The 23,384-nt window shown below is 42.4% G+C and carries 24 protein-coding genes and 1 other RNA gene; 11 read left to right on the top strand and 14 right to left on the bottom strand.

Going from position 1 to position 23,384, the window contains the following annotated elements:
* Positions 1-3: 3 nt before the first annotated feature.
* On the bottom strand, positions 4-1,602 hold the full coding sequence (locus tag KF820_03150; protein MBX3457341.1) for an electron transfer flavoprotein-ubiquinone oxidoreductase: 1,599 nt from the start codon (positions 1,600-1,602) through the stop codon (positions 4-6).
* Between the two features lie 115 nt (positions 1,603-1,717).
* Here KF820_03150 and KF820_03145 point away from each other — a divergent pair, with 115 nt between their 5' ends.
* A complete protein-coding gene (locus KF820_03145; GenBank protein MBX3457340.1) occupies positions 1,718-2,509 on the top strand; it encodes a uracil-DNA glycosylase in 792 nt (263 codons plus the stop codon).
* Positions 2,510-2,511: 2 nt separating this feature from the next.
* Here KF820_03145 and KF820_03140 read toward each other — a convergent pair whose 3' ends face one another.
* The 6 genes from KF820_03140 to KF820_03115 form a co-directional block, all read right to left on the bottom strand.
* Positions 2,512-3,231, bottom strand: a complete 720-nt coding sequence (locus tag KF820_03140; GenBank protein ID MBX3457339.1) for a thioredoxin domain-containing protein — start codon at positions 3,229-3,231, stop codon at positions 2,512-2,514.
* A gap of 97 nt (positions 3,232-3,328) precedes the next feature.
* Positions 3,329-5,107: an ATP-binding cassette domain-containing protein gene (locus KF820_03135; GenBank protein MBX3457338.1), complete on the bottom strand. Its 1,779-nt coding sequence runs from the start codon at positions 5,105-5,107 to the stop codon at positions 3,329-3,331.
* Positions 5,104-5,580, bottom strand: a complete 477-nt coding sequence (nrdR, locus tag KF820_03130; protein MBX3457337.1) for a transcriptional regulator NrdR — start codon at positions 5,578-5,580, stop codon at positions 5,104-5,106. Before nrdR ends, KF820_03135 begins: the two co-directional genes overlap by 4 nt.
* Positions 5,580-6,839 (bottom strand): serine hydroxymethyltransferase, encoded by a 1,260-nt coding sequence (locus tag KF820_03125; GenBank protein MBX3457336.1) that lies wholly within the window; start codon positions 6,837-6,839, stop codon positions 5,580-5,582. Before KF820_03125 ends, nrdR begins: the two co-directional genes overlap by 1 nt.
* A gap of 96 nt (positions 6,840-6,935) precedes the next feature.
* Positions 6,936-8,201, bottom strand: coding sequence for an AarF/ABC1/UbiB kinase family protein (locus KF820_03120; protein ID MBX3457335.1), 1,266 nt, complete (start codon positions 8,199-8,201; stop codon positions 6,936-6,938).
* Between the two features lie 59 nt (positions 8,202-8,260).
* Positions 8,261-10,021: a M3 family oligoendopeptidase gene (locus KF820_03115; protein MBX3457334.1), complete on the bottom strand. Its 1,761-nt coding sequence runs from the start codon at positions 10,019-10,021 to the stop codon at positions 8,261-8,263.
* Positions 10,022-10,193: 172 nt separating this feature from the next.
* Here KF820_03115 and KF820_03110 point away from each other — a divergent pair, with 172 nt between their 5' ends.
* Positions 10,194-11,429 carry a hypothetical protein gene (locus KF820_03110; protein ID MBX3457333.1) on the top strand — a complete coding sequence of 412 codons (1,236 nt, stop codon included), beginning with the start codon at positions 10,194-10,196 and terminating at the stop codon, positions 11,427-11,429.
* Positions 11,430-11,491: 62 nt separating this feature from the next.
* Here KF820_03110 and lipB read toward each other — a convergent pair whose 3' ends face one another.
* Both lipB and KF820_03100 read right to left on the bottom strand, forming a co-directional pair.
* Positions 11,492-12,100, bottom strand: coding sequence for a lipoyl(octanoyl) transferase LipB (gene lipB / locus KF820_03105; GenBank protein MBX3457332.1), 609 nt, complete (start codon positions 12,098-12,100; stop codon positions 11,492-11,494).
* Positions 12,093-12,527, bottom strand: coding sequence for a hypothetical protein (locus KF820_03100; protein MBX3457331.1), 435 nt, complete (start codon positions 12,525-12,527; stop codon positions 12,093-12,095). The genes lipB and KF820_03100 overlap by 8 nt, the downstream gene beginning before the upstream one ends.
* A 147-nt stretch (positions 12,528-12,674) precedes the next feature.
* Here KF820_03100 and KF820_03095 point away from each other — a divergent pair, with 147 nt between their 5' ends.
* The gene (locus KF820_03095) at positions 12,675-13,571 is read left to right on the top strand and encodes an ion transporter (GenBank protein ID MBX3457330.1); all 897 of its coding nucleotides are present in this window, start codon (positions 12,675-12,677) and stop codon (positions 13,569-13,571) included.
* A gap of 259 nt (positions 13,572-13,830) precedes the next feature.
* Here the strand turns inward: KF820_03095 and rnpB are convergent.
* An RNA gene (gene rnpB / locus KF820_03090) (RNase P RNA component class A) lies at positions 13,831-14,208 on the bottom strand.
* Positions 14,209-14,383: 175 nt separating this feature from the next.
* Here rnpB and KF820_03085 point away from each other — a divergent pair.
* The 7 genes from KF820_03085 to KF820_03055 all read left to right on the top strand — a co-directional run bounded on the left by KF820_03085 (position 14,384) and on the right by KF820_03055 (position 20,850).
* Positions 14,384-15,136 (top strand): hypothetical protein, encoded by a 753-nt coding sequence (locus KF820_03085; GenBank protein MBX3457329.1) that lies wholly within the window; start codon positions 14,384-14,386, stop codon positions 15,134-15,136.
* Positions 15,137-15,804: 668 nt separating this feature from the next.
* Positions 15,805-16,926 (top strand): flagellar basal body P-ring protein FlgI, encoded by a 1,122-nt coding sequence (locus KF820_03080; GenBank protein ID MBX3457328.1) that lies wholly within the window; start codon positions 15,805-15,807, stop codon positions 16,924-16,926.
* A complete protein-coding gene (locus tag KF820_03075; protein ID MBX3457327.1) occupies positions 16,926-17,228 on the top strand; it encodes a rod-binding protein in 303 nt (100 codons plus the stop codon). Before KF820_03080 ends, KF820_03075 begins: the two co-directional genes overlap by 1 nt.
* Positions 17,225-17,650 (top strand): hypothetical protein, encoded by a 426-nt coding sequence (locus KF820_03070; protein MBX3457326.1) that lies wholly within the window; start codon positions 17,225-17,227, stop codon positions 17,648-17,650. Before KF820_03075 ends, KF820_03070 begins: the two co-directional genes overlap by 4 nt.
* 9 nt (positions 17,651-17,659) lie before the next feature.
* Positions 17,660-19,495, top strand: a complete 1,836-nt coding sequence (locus tag KF820_03065; GenBank protein ID MBX3457325.1) for a hypothetical protein — start codon at positions 17,660-17,662, stop codon at positions 19,493-19,495.
* A gap of 9 nt (positions 19,496-19,504) precedes the next feature.
* Complete coding sequence (locus KF820_03060) at positions 19,505-20,416, top strand: hypothetical protein (protein ID MBX3457324.1); 912 nt, start codon at positions 19,505-19,507, stop codon at positions 20,414-20,416.
* Positions 20,417-20,430: 14 nt separating this feature from the next.
* Positions 20,431-20,850 carry a flagellar assembly protein FliW gene (locus KF820_03055; GenBank protein ID MBX3457323.1) on the top strand — a complete coding sequence of 140 codons (420 nt, stop codon included), beginning with the start codon at positions 20,431-20,433 and terminating at the stop codon, positions 20,848-20,850.
* Between the two features lie 353 nt (positions 20,851-21,203).
* On the opposite strand, the gene KF820_03050 is transcribed toward KF820_03055, so the two are convergent.
* Both KF820_03050 and KF820_03045 read right to left on the bottom strand, forming a co-directional pair.
* Complete coding sequence (locus KF820_03050) at positions 21,204-21,512, bottom strand: hypothetical protein (protein ID MBX3457322.1); 309 nt, start codon at positions 21,510-21,512, stop codon at positions 21,204-21,206.
* Between the two features lie 19 nt (positions 21,513-21,531).
* Positions 21,532-22,197 (bottom strand): hypothetical protein, encoded by a 666-nt coding sequence (locus KF820_03045; protein ID MBX3457321.1) that lies wholly within the window; start codon positions 22,195-22,197, stop codon positions 21,532-21,534.
* Between KF820_03045 and KF820_03040 the strand changes: the two genes are divergently transcribed.
* Positions 22,172-22,354 carry a hypothetical protein gene (locus KF820_03040; protein MBX3457320.1) on the top strand — a complete coding sequence of 61 codons (183 nt, stop codon included), beginning with the start codon at positions 22,172-22,174 and terminating at the stop codon, positions 22,352-22,354. The two genes, KF820_03045 and KF820_03040, sit on opposite strands and share 26 nt — an antisense overlap.
* Here the strand turns inward: KF820_03040 and KF820_03035 are convergent.
* Both KF820_03035 and KF820_03030 read right to left on the bottom strand, forming a co-directional pair.
* Positions 22,346-22,594, bottom strand: a complete 249-nt coding sequence (locus KF820_03035; protein MBX3457319.1) for a hypothetical protein — start codon at positions 22,592-22,594, stop codon at positions 22,346-22,348. The genes KF820_03040 and KF820_03035 overlap by 9 nt on opposite strands.
* On the bottom strand, positions 22,591-23,292 hold the full coding sequence (locus KF820_03030; GenBank protein MBX3457318.1) for a hypothetical protein: 702 nt from the start codon (positions 23,290-23,292) through the stop codon (positions 22,591-22,593). Before KF820_03030 ends, KF820_03035 begins: the two co-directional genes overlap by 4 nt.
* Positions 23,293-23,384 lie beyond the last annotated feature (92 nt).

Here is a 23,384-nt window from a genome sequence, read left to right as displayed (position 1 = left end):
CGGCTACATCCCTCCATAATTAGGACCAGAGCCCCCTTCTGGCGTCGTCCACTCAATATTCTGTAATGGGTCTTTGATATCGCAGGTTTTACAATGAATACAATTGGCAGCATTAATTTGCAAATACGGTTCCGCACCCGCCGTCACAACTTCATAAACACCCGCAGGACAATAACGGTGTTCAGGCGAATCATAGAGCTTATAGTTGTGACTAATTGCAATATCAGGTTGACGCAACTTTAGATGACTCGGCTGATTTTCATCATGGCTAGTATTACACAGATAAACGGAACTAAGTCGATCAAATGTAATCTTACCATCAGCCTTTGGATAATTAATTTTCTGGGATTGAGCTGCCAACGTCAAAGACTCATTATCTTTGTGATTGGACAATGTCCATGGCGATTTACCACGGGTAATGTAGGTTTCAAATGCAGCATTGACCAAACCTGGAATCAATCCCCACTTAAAACCGGGGCGGATATTACGAACCGCTTTAAGCTCATCGGCAATCCAACTGGCATCAAGCAAATCATCATAGGGGTTAACGCCCGTCTTGAAAAATTCAATGACACCCTCTGCCGCGAGCATCCCTGACTTCATTGCCGTATGGGATCCTTTAATCTTAGGAACATTAACAAATCCCGCAGAACAGCCAATCAAAGCCCCCCCCGGGAACGTGAGTTTGGGGACCGCTTGCCAACCCCCTTCGTTCAACGCACGCGCCCCGTAAGCGATCCGCTTACCATCTTCGAATAAAGCACGGATTTTTGGATGAGATTTAAAGCGTTGAAACTCTTCGAATGGAGACAAATACGGATTTTGATAATCCAAACCAATAACATAGCCCACAAAAACTTGATGATTTTCGGCATGATAAATAAAGGCACCACCGTAAGTTTTATGATCCATCGGCCAACCAATAGCATGCTCAACTAAACCTTCTTTATGCTTAGACGGGTCTACTTGCCAAATCTCTTTAAAGCCGATGCCATAAGTTTGCGGTGAATCTGGCTGGCGCAATTCAAAATCTTTAATCACTTGTTCTGACAAAGAGCCACGGCATCCTTCAGCAAGCAACACTTGTTTTGCAAAAATTTCAATGCCGGGCTGATACTGGTCTGTGGGCTTACCGTCTTTATCAACACCCATATCCCCTGTTTTAACACCCACAACCGCCCCAGATTCATCTTTAACAAGATGTGCAGCAGGAAAACCCGGATAAATCTCAACACCCAAATTAGTGGCTTGCTCGCCTAACCAACGGCACAAAGCCCCCAATGAAATGATATAATTTCCGTGATTGTGCATTTGCGGTGGCGTAGGCAAACGGAATTTAGATGTTTCTGTTAAGAAAAAGAAATGGTCTTCCTTGGCCTGCAATTTAAGAGGAGCGCCAAGTTCTTGCCAATTCGGGATCAATTCATTCAAAGCATGCGGTTCAAACACGTTACCGGATAAAATATGGGCTCCAATCTCAGATCCTTTTTCCAATAAACAAACACTGACATTAGGATCCAGTTGTTTTAATCGAATCGCAGCACTTAACCCTGCCGGACCACCACCAACAACAACGACATCATAATCCATTGACTCTGACATAAAAAAACCCTCCGATTTCACTTAATATTAGAGTACGTGAAAAGATAGAGGAAATAAACGACAAATGTATTTTATCAACTTGGTGAGCATGGTAGAGTAAGCCAAAGGAGGCATCATGAGTTCTGTAAACGATTTATTAGTTTGGTACACAGACATTGGTATGACTGTTGCCATTGGTGACACCCCCGTTGATCACACAAAAACACAACCTAAAACTGTGTCTAGCGCCCGTGAAACCTCTCGGAAATTTACACAACCGGATCCGCTCCCGCCTACACCTGCACAACCTAAAGCTGCTCTAAATACAACCGCGATTGCAGCCGCTTGCAACTCTATCGATGAACTGCATCAAGCAATTCTAAATTTTGAGGGATGCGACCTTAAAATGACTGCAGCCAATACGGTTTTTTGCGACGGTAACCCGAAAGCAAAAGTTATGGTCATTGGCGAAGCCCCCGGTGCCGATGAGGATCGCCAAGGCCTTCCCTTTGTCGGGATTTCCGGTCAGCTATTAGACAAAGCACTAGCCAGCATCGGCCTTACGCGTTCTGACAACGTTTATATCTCAAACATTATCCCGTGGCGACCACCAGGAAATCGCACACCAACCCCCCATGAGGTCGCTCTATGTGAACCGTTCATTAAACGGCACATTGAACTGCTTGCTCCTGAAATTTTGATCTTAGTGGGCGGCGTACCAACAAAGTCCATTCTGAACACCAACGAAGGCATAACCAAACTTCGCGGACGATGGTATACCTATCAATCGGCAAAATCAGCAAAGCCGATCAAAGCCATGGCGACCTATCATCCTGCGTATCTGTTACGATCGCCGGGACAAAAAGCAGCTGTCTGGAAAGACTTGATGATGGTTGAAGACGAACTGCACGCTTTAGGATTGCGGTAAACCTAAGCCGCCGCTGCTGCTTTTAAAGATTGGCCCAAGCCATTTCTTTGATGGGTAACTTTTGGTTTATCAACCAGAACATTTTTCTTAGAAGCCTCCTGCAGTGCATCCGCAATCGCTTCATCCAGATCCTTCATATCAACAAGCTTCCCGTTAACAGTAAAACCCGGCGCGAAATTTAATTTAAGATCACGTCCGGCTATCAGAGCATCATGGAGGATAGCATCCTCAATGGATTTGTCATCAAATGTAGGCTGAATAACTGAAGAGCTTATCCCCGTTGGCGTCAACATTTTTTCGATCACTTCCGTGGGGTGCTCTGCGTTAACCCAATCAAACTCGACAGTTTTATCCTTATCCAAATTAAAATTGACCATGATTAAGTGAGAACGTTCTAAATACTTAGCAACATCACGACCAATCCAACAAATGATCGCTAATTTTAGCGAAAACTCATCGGTTGGAAAATCTTTTAGAACAAAGTAAAGGCGCCCTGAATCAATGTATTTTTGTTGTAGGACGGGTAATTTATTTAATTTAAAATCAATACAATGATGACATGTCAAAGAATGATACATTACAACCTTAACAAGGGCTTTTGGACTCCCAAAACCAACCTCTGGCAAAGGATGGGCATTCCCAGGGATATCGATTGGCGCATTGGATTGCGCAAAATTCGAGCTTACTAAGATGAAAAGAAAAGCAACTATTTTACTACTCATAACACGTCCAATTTAAACTATCGTCCCTTAATTCTACATTAAAAATTAATGGGTTAAAAGAGGGTTTCGTTATAGAACTTATTTCTAATAATTGATACTACCCTTCTATTTTCTCTGATAACTTTAACCACCTCAACTCCGCTACCTCCAACTCGTGTTTTGCTTGCTCTAGACGTGCTGACAGAGTTGTAAATTCTTGAGGATGATTCTGATAAAACATCGGATCTTCCAGTTTAAGCTCAATCAAACCAATTTCATGCTCTAAGGATTCAATGATTCCGGGCAGTTTATCAAACTCATGTTTTTCATTAAAGCTGACCTTACGTTCCGTTTTAGGGCGAATCAACTCTGACTCTTTCTTTTCCGACTTAGTAACAGTGACAATCTTTGGTTTACGCTTTTCCAAATAATCTGTATATCCACCAGCATATTCAGTGACATCGCCGTTCCCCTCAACGGCAATCACTGATGTCACCAGTCGATCTAGGAAATCTCGATCGTGGCTGACAATCAACAACGTCCCTTCGAACTCATAGAGCATTTCCTGCAATAAATCGAGTGTATCCATATCCAGATCATTAGTTGGTTCATCCAAGACCAATAGATTCCCCGGTTGCGTAAAGGCTTTGGCTAAGGCAAGACGGTTTTTCTCACCCCCTGACAAAATCGAAACAGGGCTCCGGACTTGCTTAGGGTCGAACAAGAATTCCTTGAGATATCCCATCACATGCCTCGGTTTTCCTTGAATCATAACTTGATCCCCACCATTCGGGCATAAAGTTTCCCAAAGCGTTTCAGTCGGATCTAAAGCATCACGCATTTGATCAAGATAAATAAGATCAACGCTAGCACCCACATGACACTTTCCTTCGTCCACAGGAATTTGCTTGAGCAACAATTTCAATAAGGTTGTCTTACCCGCCCCATTCGCACCAACAATTCCAATACGATCACCACGTTGAATGATTGTTGAGAATCCCTTGACAACGCATTTATCTCCAAAGAATTTAGTTAAATTATGACATTCAATGACGACCTTACTCGATACATCGCCGGAAACACCACCCAGACTCGCCGCTTTTGGTCGATTTTGCAGACGAGATCGTCGTTCATCCCGCATCGTCATCAATTGACGTAGGCGTCCTTGGTTACGTTTACGACGGGCTGTCACACCGCGGTGCAACCAATCTTCTTCCAATCTGAGTTTTGCATTAAGTTTTTCAAGTTGCCGCTCTTCTTCAAGCAATAAAGCCTCTGTCCAGCGATCAAAATCAGAATAGCCTTTATCATTTGCTTTCAGTTCACCTCGATCAATCCACCATGTTTGCGCAGAAACACGCTTTAAAAAACTTCGATCATGGCTGATCACAACAATAGCGCCACGGAAAGACTTTAGGGTTTCTTCCAACCACTCAATAGCAGGAATATCCAGATGGTTTGTTGGCTCATCAAGCAAAACAATATCAGGTTCACTAACCATAGATCGGGCGATCAAAAGTCGACGCTTTTCGCCCCCTGACAACCGTTCCATAGTTTGATCCGGATCGAGTTGCACTTGCCCCAACCATGATTCAGCTTCGAATGCAGCACACCCTGTCTCATCCATCAAGTGTTGGCGCATGGTTATCGATGATGGTAGCTCTGCATCCTGTGGCAAATATGAAATTTTAGTCCCCGGTTGCGTAAAAAAATCGCCATCATCAGATTCGATCAGCCCCGCAATAACTTTCAGTAATGTTGACTTACCGCATCCATTGCGTCCCACAAGACAAATCCGATCCCGCGGGCATATTTGCAAAGAAAGCCCCTCGAACAAAGGCTTCCCGCCAAAAGTTAATTTTAGGTCTTTAATTGTAAATAAGGGTGGTTGACTCATAAGGCTTCTTGTACATTCTTAGCAGAATTTTTCATTTGGGAGATAAAATCGATAAAATCAGAAACCTCGTTGAATTCGTGATAAATACTGGCAAAACGCACATAGGCCACCGTATCTAAATTGATTAAGGCTTCCATGACAATGGACCCAATGTCCTTAGTTGCGATTTCACCATCACCACTTGTCTCAAGTTGGCGCACAATACTCGAGATAACGCGCTCAATCCTTTCAGCAGGGACAGCACGTTTATGCAATGCCATTACAATGGATCGTGCTAATTTATCTCGGTCAAACGGTACACGATTCCCATCTTTTTTAATCACGACGAGATCTCGGAGTTGAATCCGTTCGAACGTTGTAAAACGGCTTCCGCATTCTTGACAAAATCGACGGCGACGAATGGCGGATAAATCGTCTGTGTTCCGTGAGTCTTTAACAGCTGTATCACTGTGACTGCAGAAGGGGCAGCGCATTAAACATACCTCAAACTTTTATAGATCGGAAATCCCTGGCACAGGGCAACAACATCATTCTTAATGAAATCAGGAGAAGCCTTACCAGCTGACAAATGATCACACACTTCCGCAATCCAATGACCGATTTGTATAAACTCTGCCTCGCCAAAGCCGCGACTGGTCGCAGCAGGTGACCCTAAGCGAATTCCAGACGTAATAGTCGGTGGCAATGGATCCCCCGGAATACCATTCTTGTTACAGGTGATATTGACATGCTCTAGCGCGTTACACGTATCTTTACCATTCACACCTTTTGGCGTTAGATCCACCAACATTAAATGAGAATCCGTTCCACCGGACACAAGATTAAACCCATGGAGCACAAGCGTGTCAGCCAAAGCCTTAGAATTTTGCACAACGCGAGCTGCATACTCTTGGAACTCAGGCTTTAAGGCTTCACCAAAGGCAACAGCTTTGGCGGCAATAACGTGCATTAACGGACCACCCTGCAATCCGGGGAATACCGCTGAGTTTATTTTTTTCGCAATATCTTCATGATTCGTTAGCACAATCCCCCCCCGCGGACCACGCAAGGTTTTATGGGTGGTTGATGTTACAATATGAGCATGAGGCAACGGACTTGGGTAAACACCACCGGCAACCAGTCCAGCAAAGTGCGCCATATCAACCATAAGATAAGCACCGACTGAATCGGCAATCTCACGGAATCGAGCAAAGTCGATAATTCGCGGATAAGCAGACCCACCCGCAATAATTAGTTTTGGTTTATGTTCATCTGCCAAACGTGCCACCTCATCATAATCGATCAAGTGCGTGTCCGCATGAACCCCGTAATTAATGGCATGGAACCACTTGCCAGACTGGTTAACAGGACAGCCATGCGTCAAATGCCCACCCGCATCCAAAGACATCCCCAGAATTGTATCGCCAGGCTTAATCAACGCCATAAAAGCAGCTTGGTTAGCTTGCGCTCCTGAATGAGGTTGCACGTTGGCAAACCCGCAATTAAATAATTTCTTTAGACGGTCGATGGCAAGATTTTCAGCAATATCCACAAACTCACACCCACCATAATAGCGACGTCCGGCATACCCTTCGGCATATTTATTGGTTAAAATTGACCCTTGCGCCTCAAGAACCGCATCGGAAACGATGTTTTCAGAGGCAATCAATTCGATCTGATTCTGTTGACGCTCAAGCTCTTGCTGTATGGAATTTGCAAGATCCGGATCTTGCTGAAATAAATAATGAGTCATGGCCTATTCCTATTCTTTCATTCGTTAACCAGAGTATAAAGGGTAACAAGAATGTTGTCCAAAGGATTTGTTCCAGAGACTCTCAATAATAATCAACTAGGCAATCATCTCTTCGAACAACCGGTGCCAGTTTTGTTTTGCCTGCAGTCGCATCAAGACAGATCCAATTCCAACAGCAGCACGATCCATAAAAACAAATTCGCGCGGCGGGCGAATCCCACCGGCTTGACTGAGTTGATCATGTACCTTGGTTGCTGTTTCCCAACCAACTTGTCCCAAAACATCATTTTGTATAAGACGCACACGATCATCTAACAAAGGATCATACAGCATCTTTGCCCATTGGGTAATGATCTCGATTACTTCCTTAGTCAAGTTCTGAAAACCCCATTGCTCATAGGCATGAACAGCACGCGCTTGGTCGTTGTTTTGTAAGGCCCGATAGAGTTCAATCACCCCATGAACAAAACTTTTTGGGAATTCCCGAATACATCCCAAATCCAAGATCACCAAAGATAAATCATCCTGAACCTTATAATTTCCGGGATGCGGATCCCCATGAACAACACCATGCTTGTATAACGGTGTATACCATGCTTGAAACAATCTCTTACCTAACTCATCACGCGTTGATTGATCCGCGGATACATAATCCAAAGCATTCTTACCGTCCAGCCAGTCCATGGTCAATAGGCGCTGCGTTGAATAGTCTCGGAAAACCTTTGGAATTTTAACCCACGGAACACAATCAAAAACGTTAGAAAATCGATCTAGGTTATTTGCTTCACGACCATAATCCAACTCTTCACGCAAGCGATCATCAATCTCTTGCTGAATCTCATCGGTTTTCAACGCATTATTAAAAGATTCGTAAACAGAAAACAGCAACTTCAATTGAGCTAAGTCTGCTTCAATTACCGACTGCATATCCGGATACTGCAATTTACACGCCACCCACTCACCCGTCGTTAATTGCGCTTTATGCACCTGCCCGAGGGACGCTGCTGCTGTTGCATTTTGGTCAAATTCATTGAATTTTGAAAGCCAATCAGCCCCCAATTCCGTCATCATGCGGCGCCGTACAAACGACCACCCCATAGCTGGCGCATTCGATTGTAATTCCAGTAATTCTTCGGCGTATTCAGGAGGAAGTGCCCCCGGCACAGTGGCCAAAAATTGTGCCACTTTCATCAAAGGGCCTTTCAATCCCCCTAATAATCGCTTTAAGTCTTCAGCGTGGGTTTCTCGGTTAATAGCAACACCGAGGTATTTCTCCCCCACAAGGCGACCCGCTAAGCCCGTCATGGCTGAGGTTACTTGCGCATAACGTTTAAGACGTCCTGTCAACGTTGAATCATCCATTACAATGAGATCCTCCCTATAAGCTTTTCTCTCAGAACTTGGTGTTAAAAACTAACTATTTAGAGTTGTTCCAGTTCATCAATCATCCCCGAAATCATAGAAAGACCTTGGCTCCAAAATGCTGGATCTTTTGCATCTAAACCAAAAGGTGCCAATAATTCCGGATAGCGTTTACTGCCGCCTGCCCGTAATAAATCGAGATATTTCTCAGCAAATTTAGGATGCCCTTGTTGATAAACCGCATACAAAGAATTAACTAAGCAATCACCAAAAGCATAAGCATAAACATAAAATGGCGCGTGAATAAAGTGAGAGATATATGACCAGTACGGGCGGATACTCTCATCCAAATTCACGGCATTACCCAAAGCTTCTCTCTGGGTTTCCATCCAAATATTACCCAAGTCATCCGCGGTTAATTCTTTTTGACGACGCATGTCATGTACGCGTTTTTCAAATTCGAAAAAGGCAATTTGTCGAACAACTGTATTGAGCATATCCTCAACTTTTGCCGCCATCAAATTTCGACGTTGGTCTCTTGTTGAACAGCCCTCGAGCAACGATCTGAACGTCAACATCTCACCAAACACAGATGCTGTTTCTGCCAAGGTTAACGGCGTATCCGCCAACAAGGGGCCTTGATCTGAGGCTAAAACCTGATGGACACCATGCCCCAACTCATGAGCCAATGTCATAACGTCCCGCAATTTACCTTGGTAATTGAGCATCAAATACGGATGAACACTTGGCGTTGTTGGATGAGCAAACGCCCCTGATCGCTTCCCGGGTTTGGCCGGCACATCAATCCAAGGATTATCAAAGAAACGTTGCCCAATTTCAGCCAATTCCGGACTAAAGCGATGGTATGCTTCATATACTGTTTTCTTTGCCTCATCCCAAGCAATCGTGCGATCATCGGCTGAGGGTAATGGGGCATTACGATCCCAATACTCAATCTTATCACGTCCTAACCACTTTGCTTTTAGGGCATAATAGCGATGCGTTAAGTCTTTGTAAGATTCCTTTACTGCTATAGCCAACGCCTCAACAACTTCATCTTCAACCTGATTCGCTAAATTCCGAGAAGCAACAGCATGACTGTATTTGCGCCAACGATCATCAATTTCCTTATCCTTAGCTAAAACATTCGTTACCATGGTAAAAATACTAAGTTGTGTTTTCAACCCTGCGCTCATGGATTGAGCAGCCTCTTCACGGATTTTAGCATCTTTATCGCTAAGTTTATCAACAATCTCACTAATACCAATTTTGTCGCCGCGCCAATCAAACTGAATCCCAGCCAAAGTTTCATCATACAATCGATTCCAAGCAGAACGGCCGGTTAAAGCCTTTTCCATCATTAAGCGTTCTTGGTCTTCAGAGAGTTGATGGTCTTTATACAAACGGACATTATCAAGCCATGATTGATAACGTTTTAAATCCGGCATATCCGCATATCCTTGGGTCAGAACAGCATCGTCCAACTTTGATACCTCTAAATTAAAAAATACTAACGGCGTTGCTAGGTTCGTGATTTGCTCTTGGATATGCTGCAAAAATTGTTGCGGCTCAGCTTCTTTCAACTGAGTTGTTGAATTTAGAAAAGCATAACTCATGAGCTTTGCCATTAAATCCTCAATAACTTCATAGTCCTTAATAGCAGACAAAATACTTTGACCAGACGTTAATTTCCCAGCATAGTTCTCAACAAATTTAGAGACCTTGTCTTTGGTAGTATTTAAATCCCGTTGAATAGTTGGATCTTGTGTATTTTTATAAAAATCCGTTAAATCCCATCTAGGCAAATTAGCTAAGGTCATTTGAAACTCTCTTTGTCCCGTTGTATCTAAACTATAGCTAGGATAACTCACAGTTGTGCTAAATCCAACGGTTAAAAGTCAAATTAGATCAACTCAAACAGAAAATACTTGTTTTTTAAAATCAAATGTTTATAACACCTTAAGAAACGCCTTTTACAACCGGAGAGTAATTTTGAAAAAAATATTATCATTTGTCACCATGGTAACCTTTAGTTACGGATTAGAAACGTCAATACAAGACTTGGAATCCTTAACTTTGTACAGCAGAACTCCAAACGGATGGCAAGATATCACTCCTGGAAACGCCAATAGCTCAGGATATATTGTTGCATATGCAAAAGGTAAAGATGGATCCTTATGGGTTTCTGGCGCAAGTGACCTAGCAACAAAAACATGGAGCAACACTCTGACCATAAATGAAACAGGAACTATTTCTGATGGGAAGTCCATCATTCTTAAGACCTCTAAGGCGATCAGATTTGATAATCCATTCGATTTCATCGAATATTGTGACGAAAAACTTTTACCACCTCTCTACAGATTCTTTGGCCTAGAACAAGGGCGAACCATCAAGGTTTACTCAGATCAACCTACTCAAGATGACATAGAAAACGCACACAAAGAGTATTCTGACTCAGTAACATTGGCATTGGATTCGTTGAGTGAAAATGGGATAGAAGCTGAAGCTATTGGCATTATAGCAGAACAGCTAGACAGTCTTTCAAAAGCAAACTATTCTCTGGATGCAACAGCAACTAACATACAACAAATAATTGACGCTGCATTATCTAATATCTCAGCAAATGTTCAAGATTTTAAAAAGTCTGTTTCTAACCTGGTAACACTACACCTAAAAAGAATTGCTAATAACAATATGTCATTATTGCGAAGACTAGAAATCGTTAAGATTAATAATAGAGAGCATTCAAATTATGATTTCACAGTACCGCTAACAGCTTTTGAAAAATTCCTAAATCGAACACAAACTAAAGTCATGGAATATATCAAAAAGCACAAAGATGAAGACACAACATTTACGCTTAATTTTGTAAATGGGATATTGCATCACCTTAACGCTTTGTTTTCTCAAGAAAGTACTCCGGCTCACTTTATTAAGCGACTCAATCAATTACAAGAAAGAATACCGGCATTTCATCCTAATGCTGAGCTTATGATAGATTTAATGAAAGCCTTACATCTCGCCTTAGACACAAAAATTAAATACCCGTCTTTTCCTCAAATTGATTCCATCACGGAATGGTATGTTTCAGCACCGTCAACAGCAAGCCAAGATTACTTAACACAAGAACACCTGAATTTGATTATACTTCTTAATAACGGTCTGTACTTGCAAGAACAGATTTGGCCACATATTGGCGCTCAACCAGATGAGGCACAACCTGAATAGGGTGAATTCGATATAAGAACCGCCTCTCCCATGTGTATGGGGGGGGCTATAACCACGCCCGATTAAAACAAGCATGTTTGTTTAAGAGCTTCGTCCACCTGCTCCATCGTGACGTTGATGCCCAGATCATGTAGCGAGGTCACCCCAAACTGAGGAAGACCACACGGAACAATCCCACTAAAATGAGATAAGTCCGGATGCACATTAATCGCGATCCCATGATAGGTCACCCATTTGGAAACACGCACCCCAATCGCTGCAATCTTTGCCTCTCCGTTAGGCGTATCTGTCCAAATCCCAACACGACCCTCTCGTTGAAATCCCGTCACACCAAATTCAGCCAAGATGCGAATAATCCAATTTTCTAATTCCTGAACAAACCAACGAAGATCAGGTTTACGTTGATTCAGATCTAACATAATATAGGCAACGCGTTGTCCGGGCCCATGATAGGTATACTGCCCTCCTCGTCCTGTTTCAAAGACGGGAAATCGATCAGCCATCAATAAGTCTTGAGGTTTCGCACTTGTCCCTGCCGTATACAAAGGTGGATGTTCCAGCAACCAAATACACTCTTGCCCTCCTTGATGAATATCACGCGTAATAGATTGCATTGTGTCTAAAGCGTCCGGGTAAGCAATAAAACCATCAGAGGCAAGCCACTTAACCATTTAATTTCCCCTGAGGCAAAACTTCAATCCCGTGTAACTGAGCCAATTCAATAATTTGGTTAAAAGCTGGCACATTTACCAATAAATAAATAATTGTTACTCCACTAAAAATAGCCCGTAAAGCTAAACCTAAATTATCACCACAAGGCACAGCCAATTGGACGTCATATTCAGGATATTTATCTTGAGCATCTCGCCACACCCCTAAATAAAATTCTAAGCCATAATTGTGAATCATAATGGGACAAGCAATTAGTAAGGTATCCCCAGATAATTCTGGGACATTGGCACTTGAAATAACGACTTGGTGACCTACCATAAACCTATAAGCTTTTTCTTGAAACGGTATCTTATGGTCAGAATAGCGAGTTTTCTTGTTGCACTCAATCTTTGTTCGTGCAAAAATTCTTACAAGATTCCCCCCCATCTTTAAACCTTGATGTGAATTTTCCAACAAAAAATCACTGTGACAAGATAACAACACACATTAACAAATCGTTAATCGTTAACTGTTTGTTAACCTTTTTTAATACACTATAGGAATAGAATACGACCTTTCACCTTGAGTAAGATCATGACCTCATCCATCGCTAATTTCCGCAAAAAAGCACAAGACGTTTTTACATCAAGAGCAATGCAAATTTTGATCGCAAGCTTACTGTTATTAAGCGCTATTTTAATCAGCTGGGAAATTACCATTCGCTATCATGAAACGCCAGAAGCACAAAAAATGGCAATATTACTAGGGCACATCAACAATTATATATTATATATCTTTGCGATTGAAATCGTTGCCCGAGTGATAACGTTTGGTCGGAATTATTTTAAATCTGGATGGAACTTATTTGATTTTATCATTGTTGGGTTATCCCTGTTAACAGTTGGTTCTTACTTTCAAATTATTCGTACGTTTAGGCTTTTTCTTTTCTTGAGAACATTTGCAGTATTTCCGAATTTCCAACACTTATTAACCGCCCTAGGCCAAGCTATCCCACGAATATTTTCAACAATGATGTTGTTATTAATAGCCATTTATATTTTTGCAGTTTGGGGCGTTATTGAGTACTCAGCAACATTCCCTGTTTGGTTTGGTGATCTTCCCGCCGCGTTTGGCACCATATTTCACGCCGTTCTTTTAGGACACACATGGTCAGAAGTCTATGATGTCATGGTAAAAGTTGACCCAGACGTTGGCTTCTTTATCTATCCGATGGTTGTTGTCTTAAACTTCCTGCTTTTGCAAATGGTTCTAGGTGTCATCATTAACGCTCTTCATTTTCAACATGTCAATGAACAAGAACATAAAAAGCATTCATTCATCTTAGGATGGTTAACAGGGAAAAATAAAAACCATCATGACTCGCCCCTTTCTGCGGACACAAAAATCATTCTTCACGAGATTCATAAGTTGAAAGCAGATCTTATGGATTTACAATCAAAGACCACGGAAACAAAGACAAAAAAGGAATAGAATCTTAACAGAAATGTCGATATAGCTACCTCGAAAGAGGTATCTTATGAATTTCATCATTAGCGTAAGCGTAAGCCCCCCTACAAACGAGCAATGCAGTGACGAACTTTTAGGATCAACTGAAACGCCTAACTCCAATCATCAGAAATAAGGAATACAGATGAATTCAAGGACAACGCTGCGCAACCGTACATAGAGTACGTGCGCAAAGCCGACGATCCGCAGAATTCGCTGTAGGACTTATGTATTATGATTGGGGAGGGTCGATCAATCTATAAGCCGGGTTCTGTCCATAGTACTACTACTGGATGGTCATTCATCTAGGGTGACTGTTACCAGTCACCTCAAGCAACCTACCCGAGTGATCTGCAAGGCGCAGATGCCCCAAGGGGGCGTTCACTCCTATTTGGTCTTGCTCCGGATGGGGTTTACCCTGCCACTTTGGTTACCCAAAGCGCGGTGCGCTCTTACCGCACCTTTTCACCCTTACTCTGACGAGCGGTATATTTTCTGTGGCACTTTCCCTAAAGTCAGCCTTAACGCTAACCCCGGCGGACGTTATCCGCCATCTTGCCTTGTGGAGCCCGGACTTTCCTCGAGAGTCAGTTATGACACCCGCGACCATCCGATTGATCGACTCTATTGGTTATATTAGGTCAAATCTCAAAAAAAGCAAGAGCATCCTCATAAGTGTTGCAAAAATGTTCACACTTTCTTAATTTATTAAAAATTTTAACTAAAAGGTTTGTTTTGATGGTTTTTTGCTATTAAACTGATATTGTGTATGAATTTCCCCCAAGGAGAATATGGGTATGAAAAAGACATTGAAATTAGCACTAGTAGCAGCTTCTCTTGTTGCTGGCGCAAGCGTTGTAAATGCTTATGGAAACCACCAAACAGCCGGTGAAGCAAAAGACCGTCTAGAAATGCTGAAAGAAGCATTCAAAGATATGGGTCTTAACACATTCAATTTCTTGAATGGTCACGATCATGCTGGTCAAGGTAAAAACCGCGAAAACCAAGCTGGTCTTCGTTGGGCAGAATTGACAAAATCAGATGATGGTAAAGCAACAATCGTTTGTATCGAAAACGGTAAATACGCTGTTAACCAAATGGATCCCCGCAAAGTTGGTCGCGATTCCATGTCAGGTGCTGACGTATGGCGCGATGGTCAAGGCATGCCGATGACAGAAAAAGTCGTCAATGCTTTGAAGAATTCAAAAGACGGTTATGCTGTTGTTAACTTCGTTGAAACAACACCTGGTGTTATCAATGAACGCCAAGGTTCAGCAGCTGAAGAAAAGTTTGAACTTCTTGCTGTTAACTCTGCTGCTCTATTGGGTCACAAGAATGACACAGGATCAAAATTCTTCTGTGCAACACGTTACCAACAAATGGAACCAACAGACGAAGGCGATTATGACCGTATGGTTAAGCCAGACCACATGGATAGCAAAAAGCGTAAACACCACGCGAAAAAGCATCATGCAAAGAAAGCTAAAGCTGAACACAAAGCTGAAGCACACAAAGAAGCAGCTCCTGCTGAAAAAACAGCAAAAGCATAAGCTTAATTTTGTAGCATTAAACAAAAAACCCTCGCAATCGCGAGGGTTTTTTATGATCAGAATCTTACATAACCCTCAAGCAAACGATTCATTCCCATTGAGAATCCGACACTTTGAGCTATAGTCCAGAAGCAGGAATAAGAAATGACGTGTACAATGAGTACACGAGCAACAATGTGACGACCTTCCAAGCTCAAATAGAATAACTATAAAATTCAGATCTATAATTGTTCCAGTTGAAAATCAAAGACTTATAGCCATAATACAAATCTGGCTGAAGTGTGTGATCGTCATCTCCGTCTAGCAAAGCTAAGGTTTTCAAAGAAAACCTTAGCTTTGATTGATTGGAGGTCCATGCTTTCTTATGGTTTGCGGAACCCCCGTTCAAAAACTCTGGCGATTTTTTACAAAAATCGAGATTTCCTAGGCGAACGTGACAGGTTTTAATAGGGTTGAGGTTGAGGGTAAAAATGCGTTTCTAACTGTCGGATTTTCAATGGGAATGACTATAATTAATCTGCCCTCAAAAATCAGAATATTTAAATAATTTTAGATAAATTGAATGTTTATTAATCAATCTCTGCGATTCTAAAAATACATAATAAGACAACAAATCGACTTGGCATAGTTTTTGCTGTCTTATGAGTGAAGAATTTATTGAGGTTATTATGTTACATAGACTCCTGACTCTTATCTTTATTTGGCTCCAGGTTTTCCCTGCTGTTCATGCAGCCAATCCTGTGCGGATCAAAGATATCGTTAGTTTTGAAGGCGTCAGAAACAACCAACTCGTAGGCTATGGCCTTGTTGTCGGTTTAAATGGCACAGGTGATTCTATTAACAGCATTCCTTATACAAAAGAAAGCCTGGCCGGCATGCTGGAACGCTTAGGCGTCAACGTCCGTGATTCATCAGGAGAAATCATGTTAGCCGGGAAAAATATTGCCGCTGTTATGGTAACCGCAACCATGCCTGCCTTTGCCCGTCACGGAACAAACATTGACGTTTCTGTATCGGCCTTAGGCGATGCCAAGGATTTGCGTGGCGGCACCCTTCTCGTCACACCGCTTCTTGGGGCTGATGGTGATGTTTACGCAGTTGCCCAAGGTGCTGTCGCAACAAATGGATTTAATGCTTCTGGCAAATCCGGAACATCGGTTGTCAAAGGTGTGCCAACCTCAGCCAAAATTGTTAATGGTGCCATTATTGAAAAAGAAGTAGGGTTCCAACTCGCCTCGCTTCAACACATGAACCTGAGCCTTAAAAATCCTGATTTCACAACAGCGCAGCGCATCAGCACCGTCATTAACGAAAAATTTGGCGCCCTATCGCGTGCATCCGACCCAACAACAGTTGGCGTATCCATTCCGGAACAATACCGTGGGGACTTGGTGACCTTCCTAACTCACCTTGAACAGCTAACTGTCGAACCTGATCAACCGGCAAAAATTATCATCGATGATCAAGACGGTGTCATCGTCATGGGTGAAAATGTTCGAATCTCAACAGTTGCCGTCACACAAGGCAGCATCACGATCAAGATCACCGAAGACCCACAAGTATCTCAACCCAACCCTTTTACCCAAGTCCAACAGGCAACTGTTGTTGATCGGACAAATGTTAGTGTCAAAGAGGAAACAGGGAAAATGGCGGTTTTACGCTCAGGCGTTTCCCTTCAAGACCTGGTCAATGGGTTAAATGCACTGGGTGTGACGCCCCGCGATCTCATTTCCATCCTCAGAAGTATTAAGGCAGCTGGGGCTATCCAAGCAGATATAGAGGTGATCTAATGACAGTCAAAGCAAGTGATTTCGCCAACATCGCCCAAACAAGAGCTCCCTTGAGCTCAGCCCCAAGCAACACCCCGGAAAAGGCTTGGCAAGCAGCACAAAAATTCGAAGCAACATTTACCAGCCATATCATTCAGCAAATGTTTGCCCATAATGATACAGGGCTATTCGGTGGTGGGCAAACAGAAGTTATGTTCAGATCCATCTGGGCGGAAAAAATTGCCGATTCGATGCCAGGAATGTTTGGTATTGCCGAAAGCGTTTATCCAATTCTACTCAAAGGGCAAGAGGTAAAATCATGACCAACACAACTTTTGATAACCTCATCCTATCGTGCACCCATTTTATGAGCATTCTGTCAAAAGAAACAGAACTCTTGAATGCTAATAATATTGCAGGTGCCAATGCCCTTTTAAAAGAAAAACAACATGCAGCCGACCTCCACCAGAGCTCGTGCACGTTATTTGAAGCAGAAAATACATTGGCGCAATGTTCGCCTGAACACTTAAAAATACTGAAGGGAACCATCGATAATTTACATAATCAGCTTCTTGAAAATAAAGCAGCCATTGATTTAGCCTACAAAGTGCGGTCGTCAATTGTCGATAAAATTTCAGCTGCTGTCAAAGAGCAACAAGCACCAGTCTGCCAGTACACAAAATCAGCTCGGTTTTCAACAAATTCGTCGCCCGTATCCATGCTGGCGCTTAATCGACAAATCTAGGAGGAAGCAATGGCTCTTTCTGTTTCCACCCTTTTATCTAAGATAAAATTTGATCGAGACCAAACACGACTCACTTCCGCCAACATTGCCCGAGCTGACGTTGATGGCTATACCCGCAAAGAAGCTTATGCTGAAAAACTTGTATCAAAGGATACGCTTACTGGCATTAAACAAAGCCAAATTAGCCGAGTTATTGACCGCGTTCTGCAAAAAGAAGTTCGTAATAAAAACTCTGATTTTGGTAAAACGACTATTCTCAATGACTATTATAAAAGTATAGAACAAATGCTTGGCAATAAAGGTGATGACTCATCCTATGTTCATGTCCTCAATGACTTTGCAACGACCATTAGTCAAATTGCGTCCATTACTGACGGGAATAAAAAACGAGAAGCCATTCAAAAGGCACAAAAGTTATGCACGCATCTTAATGATATGGCAGATAAAATTAATAACCTGCGCTTTCAAGTCGACCAAGAGATTAACACAGCCATTAATAATTTCAACAGTATGATGAGTAATGTCCAAGACCTGAACCGACAAATCGTCTCACTCGGTATTGGTGGCCTAGACACAACAAATCTTGAGGATGAACGTGATCTCGCTATTCACAAAATGGCAGAACTATCTGGACTTAAGATTTATGAAAGTGACAATAACAATATCTCTCTTGCCCTTGAAAGTGGTGATATCATCACAACGCTGTCTGATATATACCAACTATCCTATACAGCCAGTACCTATGTTGCACCAGGGGATGTTCTCTCTGCGATCACAACATTTACCGGCGTTGACATCACATCAACATTTAAAGAAGGTAAAATCGCCGGTCTTCTTGAATTACGCGATACAATTCTAACAGATATCCAAGCTGAATTCGATGAGCTTACCCGCGTTTTACGGGATACAGCAAACGCCCTGCATAACGAAGGATCTGCTCTGGGTGGCGAGACAAGTTTAACAGGATCAATCTATGCCCCAAACGTTGTCGGACCACTGGCAGGGACAACAGTCATTTCCGGTCAAGGAACCCTGAGAATTGGCGTCACGGATATTGATGGAACATTGCTAGATTATAAAGATATTGCCCTGACTGATGGCATGACTGTTACATCTTTATTGGCAACCATTTCAGGGACAGCCTACGCTAACGGGAATGTAACAGGTGACTTCACAGTTACTCAACTTGCAACAGGTGAACTTCAAATAACCTCCACTGCAGGCAAATATGTTGCCATCGGCTCAGCCGGATCTCCAAAAGCAACAATTTCAGCAACTCCAACCTATGACAACACCCAAGCCTATGGATTTTCCCATTTCTTTGGCATGAATAACTTGTTCTTGACAGGGAATTCAGTAGCTAATCCAAACCCACAAATCGGTATCAGCAATGCTATTTCAGTTAATCCTGTTTTAATCAGTAACACCAATGCTCTATCCGTGGGCAGATTAACATCTGCAACACCTGCGCCCACAAACGCAGGCCTTGGTGTAACCGCTGGTGATGCAACAATTGCCCTTGAAATTGGTGACACCCTCATCCAAGGCAGTTTAACATTCAATGCCGTAGGTGCACTCAACCCAGCAATCGTATCAACCACTGAATACGCAACACGAATGATGGCCTTAATCCAAAGTGACATCAAATCAGCCAAAGGTGCGCAAGCCTTGGATGAACGTGTTTTTAATGAACTGACAACAATTGCTCAAAACAAAAGTGCCGTTGATCCGTCAGAAGAAATTATGAAAATTTTTGAACTCTCGACAAGTCAAAATCTAACATCAAAAGCATTAAGTATTGTTCAGTCCATGGACACAGATTTAATCAACACCCTTGGACGATAGGAGACTATCATGACAACCCCTTATCTTAGCCCTATAAAATACACCCAATTGACAGCCTTAAGAAATGAACGTGACTATCAAAACTCTTCGGCTGAAATGACAAGTGGTGGCATCTCTTCCGGTTATGGAAATATCCAGAATGTTGGCCAATTCATCAACCAAGAATTGATTTTACATGGCATCCAAAACTATCAAGAAAGTGCGACTCTTAACAAAGAACGGATGTCATTCGTCTCAAACCAAATGGCCACATTACGAGATATTGCCGTTGAATTGCAGACAAGGGTCTCTCTCTTGCGTAGCTCCCCTCTTGCTAAACCCCAAGAACTTATGACATGGTCCCATGATAAACTTGAACAATTAACATCCCTTTTAAACGGTCGATTCGATGGAAAGTATCTTCTATCAGGCACCGCAACAAATATTCCCGCTGTTGTTGATCTTGGTGCATTACCGGCTGTTGGGGCCTCTGACCCAATTGACATGACATACTACCAAGGAAACAACCAGAACATTGCCTTTCGGGCCGATGATCATACGATTGTTGAAACACCTGTCAGGGCCGATGACACGGGTATATCCGAATTAATTTTTGCCCTTAGACTCTGTGCAAACATCCCTTCAGCCGATATGGACACACGCCTTGCCAGAGCAAATGACATGGCTTTACAAGCTCACGAAGATATGGTCATCACAAACAGTAAACTCGATAGCAACTTGAATATTCTCCTCAATATCCAAGATGAACTTTTAGAGTTATCGCAAAGCATTACTGAAAATATCAAGGAAATCGGTTATCGAACCCAAACCGCGGTGTTACAAGACTATATGCAAAGCAAAAGCCAACTTGAGTTAACCCGATTCGTGACAACAAGCCAGTTAAACTCAATTAAAGATCTAATAAACCAGATGAAATCTTAATAACGGAGACACAAATGCAGCATCAATCAATTGAAGCCCAGAAAAACACAAATGAATATCGTGTCATCATGCCAAACGGCATCATTGGATTTAATGATTTAAAACATTACATTCTATCGGAACTCAACGATCCATTCTGGGAATTAACGAGTGTGGAAGATAATACAATTAAGTTTATCATGATGGAATTACCTGATCTGACTTTGGGTAATATTTCCTATGAAAAAGCGGATTTCACAAACATTTTGTCGGCTGTTGATCTGGGCATAAATGATGTAAAAGTCTATACAATCATCTCTATCGACTCAAGTGATGACGGTACCAAATCAATGACTGTTAACATGCGGGCTCCCTTTGTCTATAATCCAGCATCCTATCGCGGATGGCAGCTCGTTCTTGCAGACCCCAAATACCCTATTGCTCAGGTGATTTAAACAAAGAATGGCTCTCCCCCCCTTTGAACGGTTTTATGTTTTTTGAGTGGGGAAAGTTGGCCAAACCTAACAGATAGATGATTCAACATATTTTCTGCATATTTATTTCGGTTGAGCATATTAATTGACCTTTTAGTAAAATTCATTTAAACAGGAGTTTATGAAAGGGATTGAATCCTGCCTTAGTCTTATTCACCGCTGGTGACCCAAGGCTATTTCTCTTGAGCCAACCTTTCAGTCAAATGACGCTGAGCGGATTCAGCACATTCATCCCACTCGTCGTGGGTGAGTTTTTCAAGGATCTCGATAGGGACATTTGGATGAAACGTGAGGATGCGTCGGACGGCTTCATCCTAGTCTTCAATAAACTCCAAGTGTGACCAATACGCATTTTTACCGTATATAAGAGGATCAATATCTTTATTCGTATAAATAAATTCAGATTGCATATTTGGCATATTATATAATTTTCTTATATTTAATCGGCTTTCTTCTGAGAAAGTAAATTCTATTAAATACTCTATGTCCGTATCTAATTTCCAATATTGGCGTATTATTTTTTTACAAGTTGAGGCTCCACATTGATTAATATGATTTTCAAGGATGTTAAAATCTTTCTCAGTTGCAAGATTGTTATAAATAGTTCTAATTACTAAAATCATTTTTTGCTAAACATCCTTACTACTTATGCGTAACTTTACCATCAAGTGAAACATTTAAATGACTACCATCCCTAGAAGCCCAGCCTAATTTGTTTTTACCAGTTCTAGATAACTGAACATCCCATTCAAAATCCTGCCCTGAAGTCCGTGAGGGCCCCTTCGTCCATTCATTTCCGTATTTATCAATATAACCATGGTTTGGTCCTCTTTTAAGTGCAGAGCTAGGTTTGTAGTTTTTGTCTGGCACAAATCGGATTTTACCTTCTGTTGGTAATTCGGCATCTTTCAATCTTGATTTAATACTTGCTCCATCACTCGTGAATACTCTAGCATCTGGCCCCTCGTATGTGTCAAATCCTTTATCGTTAGACGAGCTTGCTTGATCGTGCGCAGGAGTCGCGTGGGTTGTCGGTTTGGACTCATGAGCTGGGGTTGTGAAACTCTGCGGGCGAGCTTCTGCCTCTGGGAAGGATTCGACCTTGGGCTTGCAAGCCTCGGGCTCAGCATCCATGGTCACGTAATAATACACACCACCGATTGCAATGATTGCCACACCTGCATACACCGCAACAACTGCCCCGCCGGCCGCAGCAGCTCCCACGGCTAAAGCCTCACCCGCTGCAACAATACCAGCTGCTCCTGCTGCCATGGCCGTTTGGATGGAGCGCATCACATCCGGTGGCATCCCCCAAGCAAAGGCATGGCTGGCGTTGTTGTCAATGGCGTTGCGCGCTGCCCCTTGGGCTTGGTCAATGCTGCTCTTGAATAGGGTGGCAAAGATGATCGAGGCACCTTCACCAAAGCCACGGACTTATAGATTCAGACCTGCTTATTCAATCTAAAGTGACATCTTTGCCATCTATCAAGTCATTTGCAATCTGAAGCAATTCCTCGTAATTATATGCAAACTCCGGACCTAATTCCATCTTATTTAAAGTTAATAATAAATTGCGAAAAGATAGATCTATTGACTCTATATTTTTCCAATAAAATGAAAATGCCCATTCGCCTATTTTTTCAGTGGGTGCTTCAGACAAAACATATTTTTTTAATTCTAGACCGTAAATCTGCCGTAAATTCATTTTTTATATCCCTTAGTTTTTGAAAATGAATTGAGTTCAGATTGGGTTGGCGGATAATGCTGCCCTTTAAGATCATGACCATCTAAGGATTTAGGATGAACACGATTCACTTTCCCATTGTGATCATAACACTCATTCCACTGCCGAACTTGACCTGTTTTAGGATTATGTTCTGTTACAAAAGATGCCCCCCTAGTTACCCCTGGTTTTGTTGAAGCCCTTTCAGCTTCATAATACCTAATTCTACCATCAGGTAATTTCACTACTTTTATGGCTTCAGCCTGAGCCCCTTCTAACGCACTTAGCTTCTTTTTTATACTAGCAGAAGAATTCACATTTTTTGCACTAAAATTATCTGTTTTTTTCGGTGGAGTAGGCACATCCTTAGCAGCCTTCGCGCTAGAAGACGCACTCGATGATGCACCGGATGAGCTTGCTTTGAACGTATCTTTGACAGCAAGGCGGGCTTTGTTGACCATCTTGCCTACAAACTTCATGCTTGATGACATGAGTAAGTTTATGCTCGCTTCCTCCATCCCATATTTAACGAGGGCTTCAGGACCTCCTTCGTCATAGGCCTCAATTGCGCCATCAATCGTCGTCAGGATATCATAGAGCTTCATCGCCCCCGTGATAACCGGCATTAGGGCAAAGATAAAGTTGTTCTCAATGGCATTCGATGCAGCACTTTGTCCCATGTTTGAGATCCGAACGAGCTCTTCCGATCGGATCCTGCCTTCATCGGTTTCACCGTTGGATCGTGTTGTTTAGATGGGTGAGGGCGTAGAGT

It is taken from the genome of Candidatus Paracaedibacteraceae bacterium (genome assembly GCA_019636055.1).
Taxonomy (GTDB): Bacteria; Pseudomonadota; Alphaproteobacteria; order Paracaedibacterales; family Paracaedibacteraceae; genus Paracaedibacter.
Note: the sequence above shows the minus strand (reverse complement) of the source record. Positions and strands in the feature narration are given on the sequence as shown.

Excerpts from the sequence above, each read along its gene's own strand:
- KF820_03060 (MBX3457324.1), top strand. The coding sequence starts at position 19,505 with ATGACAACCCCTTATCTTAGCCCTATAAAATACACCCAATTGACAGCC.
- KF820_03030 (MBX3457318.1), bottom strand. The coding sequence starts at position 23,292 with ATGGGACAAAGTGCTGCATCGAATGCCATTGAGAACAACTTTATCTTT.
- KF820_03040 (MBX3457320.1), top strand. The coding sequence starts at position 22,172 with ATGGAGCGCATCACATCCGGTGGCATCCCCCAAGCAAAGGCATGGCTG.
- KF820_03085 (MBX3457329.1), top strand. The coding sequence starts at position 14,384 with ATGAAAAAGACATTGAAATTAGCACTAGTAGCAGCTTCTCTTGTTGCT.
- KF820_03095 (MBX3457330.1), top strand. The coding sequence starts at position 12,675 with ATGACCTCATCCATCGCTAATTTCCGCAAAAAAGCACAAGACGTTTTT.
- KF820_03100 (MBX3457331.1), bottom strand. The coding sequence starts at position 12,527 with ATGGGGGGGAATCTTGTAAGAATTTTTGCACGAACAAAGATTGAGTGC.
- KF820_03055 (MBX3457323.1), top strand. The coding sequence starts at position 20,431 with ATGCAGCATCAATCAATTGAAGCCCAGAAAAACACAAATGAATATCGT.
- KF820_03135 (MBX3457338.1), bottom strand. The coding sequence starts at position 5,107 with ATGAGTCAACCACCCTTATTTACAATTAAAGACCTAAAATTAACTTTT.
- KF820_03075 (MBX3457327.1), top strand. The coding sequence starts at position 16,926 with ATGACAGTCAAAGCAAGTGATTTCGCCAACATCGCCCAAACAAGAGCT.
- nrdR (MBX3457337.1), bottom strand. The coding sequence starts at position 5,580 with ATGCGCTGCCCCTTCTGCAGTCACAGTGATACAGCTGTTAAAGACTCA.
- KF820_03145 (MBX3457340.1), top strand. The coding sequence starts at position 1,718 with ATGAGTTCTGTAAACGATTTATTAGTTTGGTACACAGACATTGGTATG.
- KF820_03070 (MBX3457326.1), top strand. The coding sequence starts at position 17,225 with ATGACCAACACAACTTTTGATAACCTCATCCTATCGTGCACCCATTTT.
- KF820_03080 (MBX3457328.1), top strand. The coding sequence starts at position 15,805 with ATGTTACATAGACTCCTGACTCTTATCTTTATTTGGCTCCAGGTTTTC.
- KF820_03050 (MBX3457322.1), bottom strand. The coding sequence starts at position 21,512 with ATGATTTTAGTAATTAGAACTATTTATAACAATCTTGCAACTGAGAAA.
- KF820_03115 (MBX3457334.1), bottom strand. The coding sequence starts at position 10,021 with ATGACCTTAGCTAATTTGCCTAGATGGGATTTAACGGATTTTTATAAA.
- KF820_03150 (MBX3457341.1), bottom strand. The coding sequence starts at position 1,602 with ATGTCAGAGTCAATGGATTATGATGTCGTTGTTGTTGGTGGTGGTCCG.
- lipB (MBX3457332.1), bottom strand. The coding sequence starts at position 12,100 with ATGGTTAAGTGGCTTGCCTCTGATGGTTTTATTGCTTACCCGGACGCT.
- KF820_03035 (MBX3457319.1), bottom strand. The coding sequence starts at position 22,594 with ATGAATTTACGGCAGATTTACGGTCTAGAATTAAAAAAATATGTTTTG.
- KF820_03125 (MBX3457336.1), bottom strand. The coding sequence starts at position 6,839 with ATGACTCATTATTTATTTCAGCAAGATCCGGATCTTGCAAATTCCATA.
- KF820_03120 (MBX3457335.1), bottom strand. The coding sequence starts at position 8,201 with ATGGATGATTCAACGTTGACAGGACGTCTTAAACGTTATGCGCAAGTA.
- KF820_03045 (MBX3457321.1), bottom strand. The coding sequence starts at position 22,197 with ATGCCACCGGATGTGATGCGCTCCATCCAAACGGCCATGGCAGCAGGA.
- KF820_03065 (MBX3457325.1), top strand. The coding sequence starts at position 17,660 with ATGGCTCTTTCTGTTTCCACCCTTTTATCTAAGATAAAATTTGATCGA.
- KF820_03140 (MBX3457339.1), bottom strand. The coding sequence starts at position 3,231 with ATGAGTAGTAAAATAGTTGCTTTTCTTTTCATCTTAGTAAGCTCGAAT.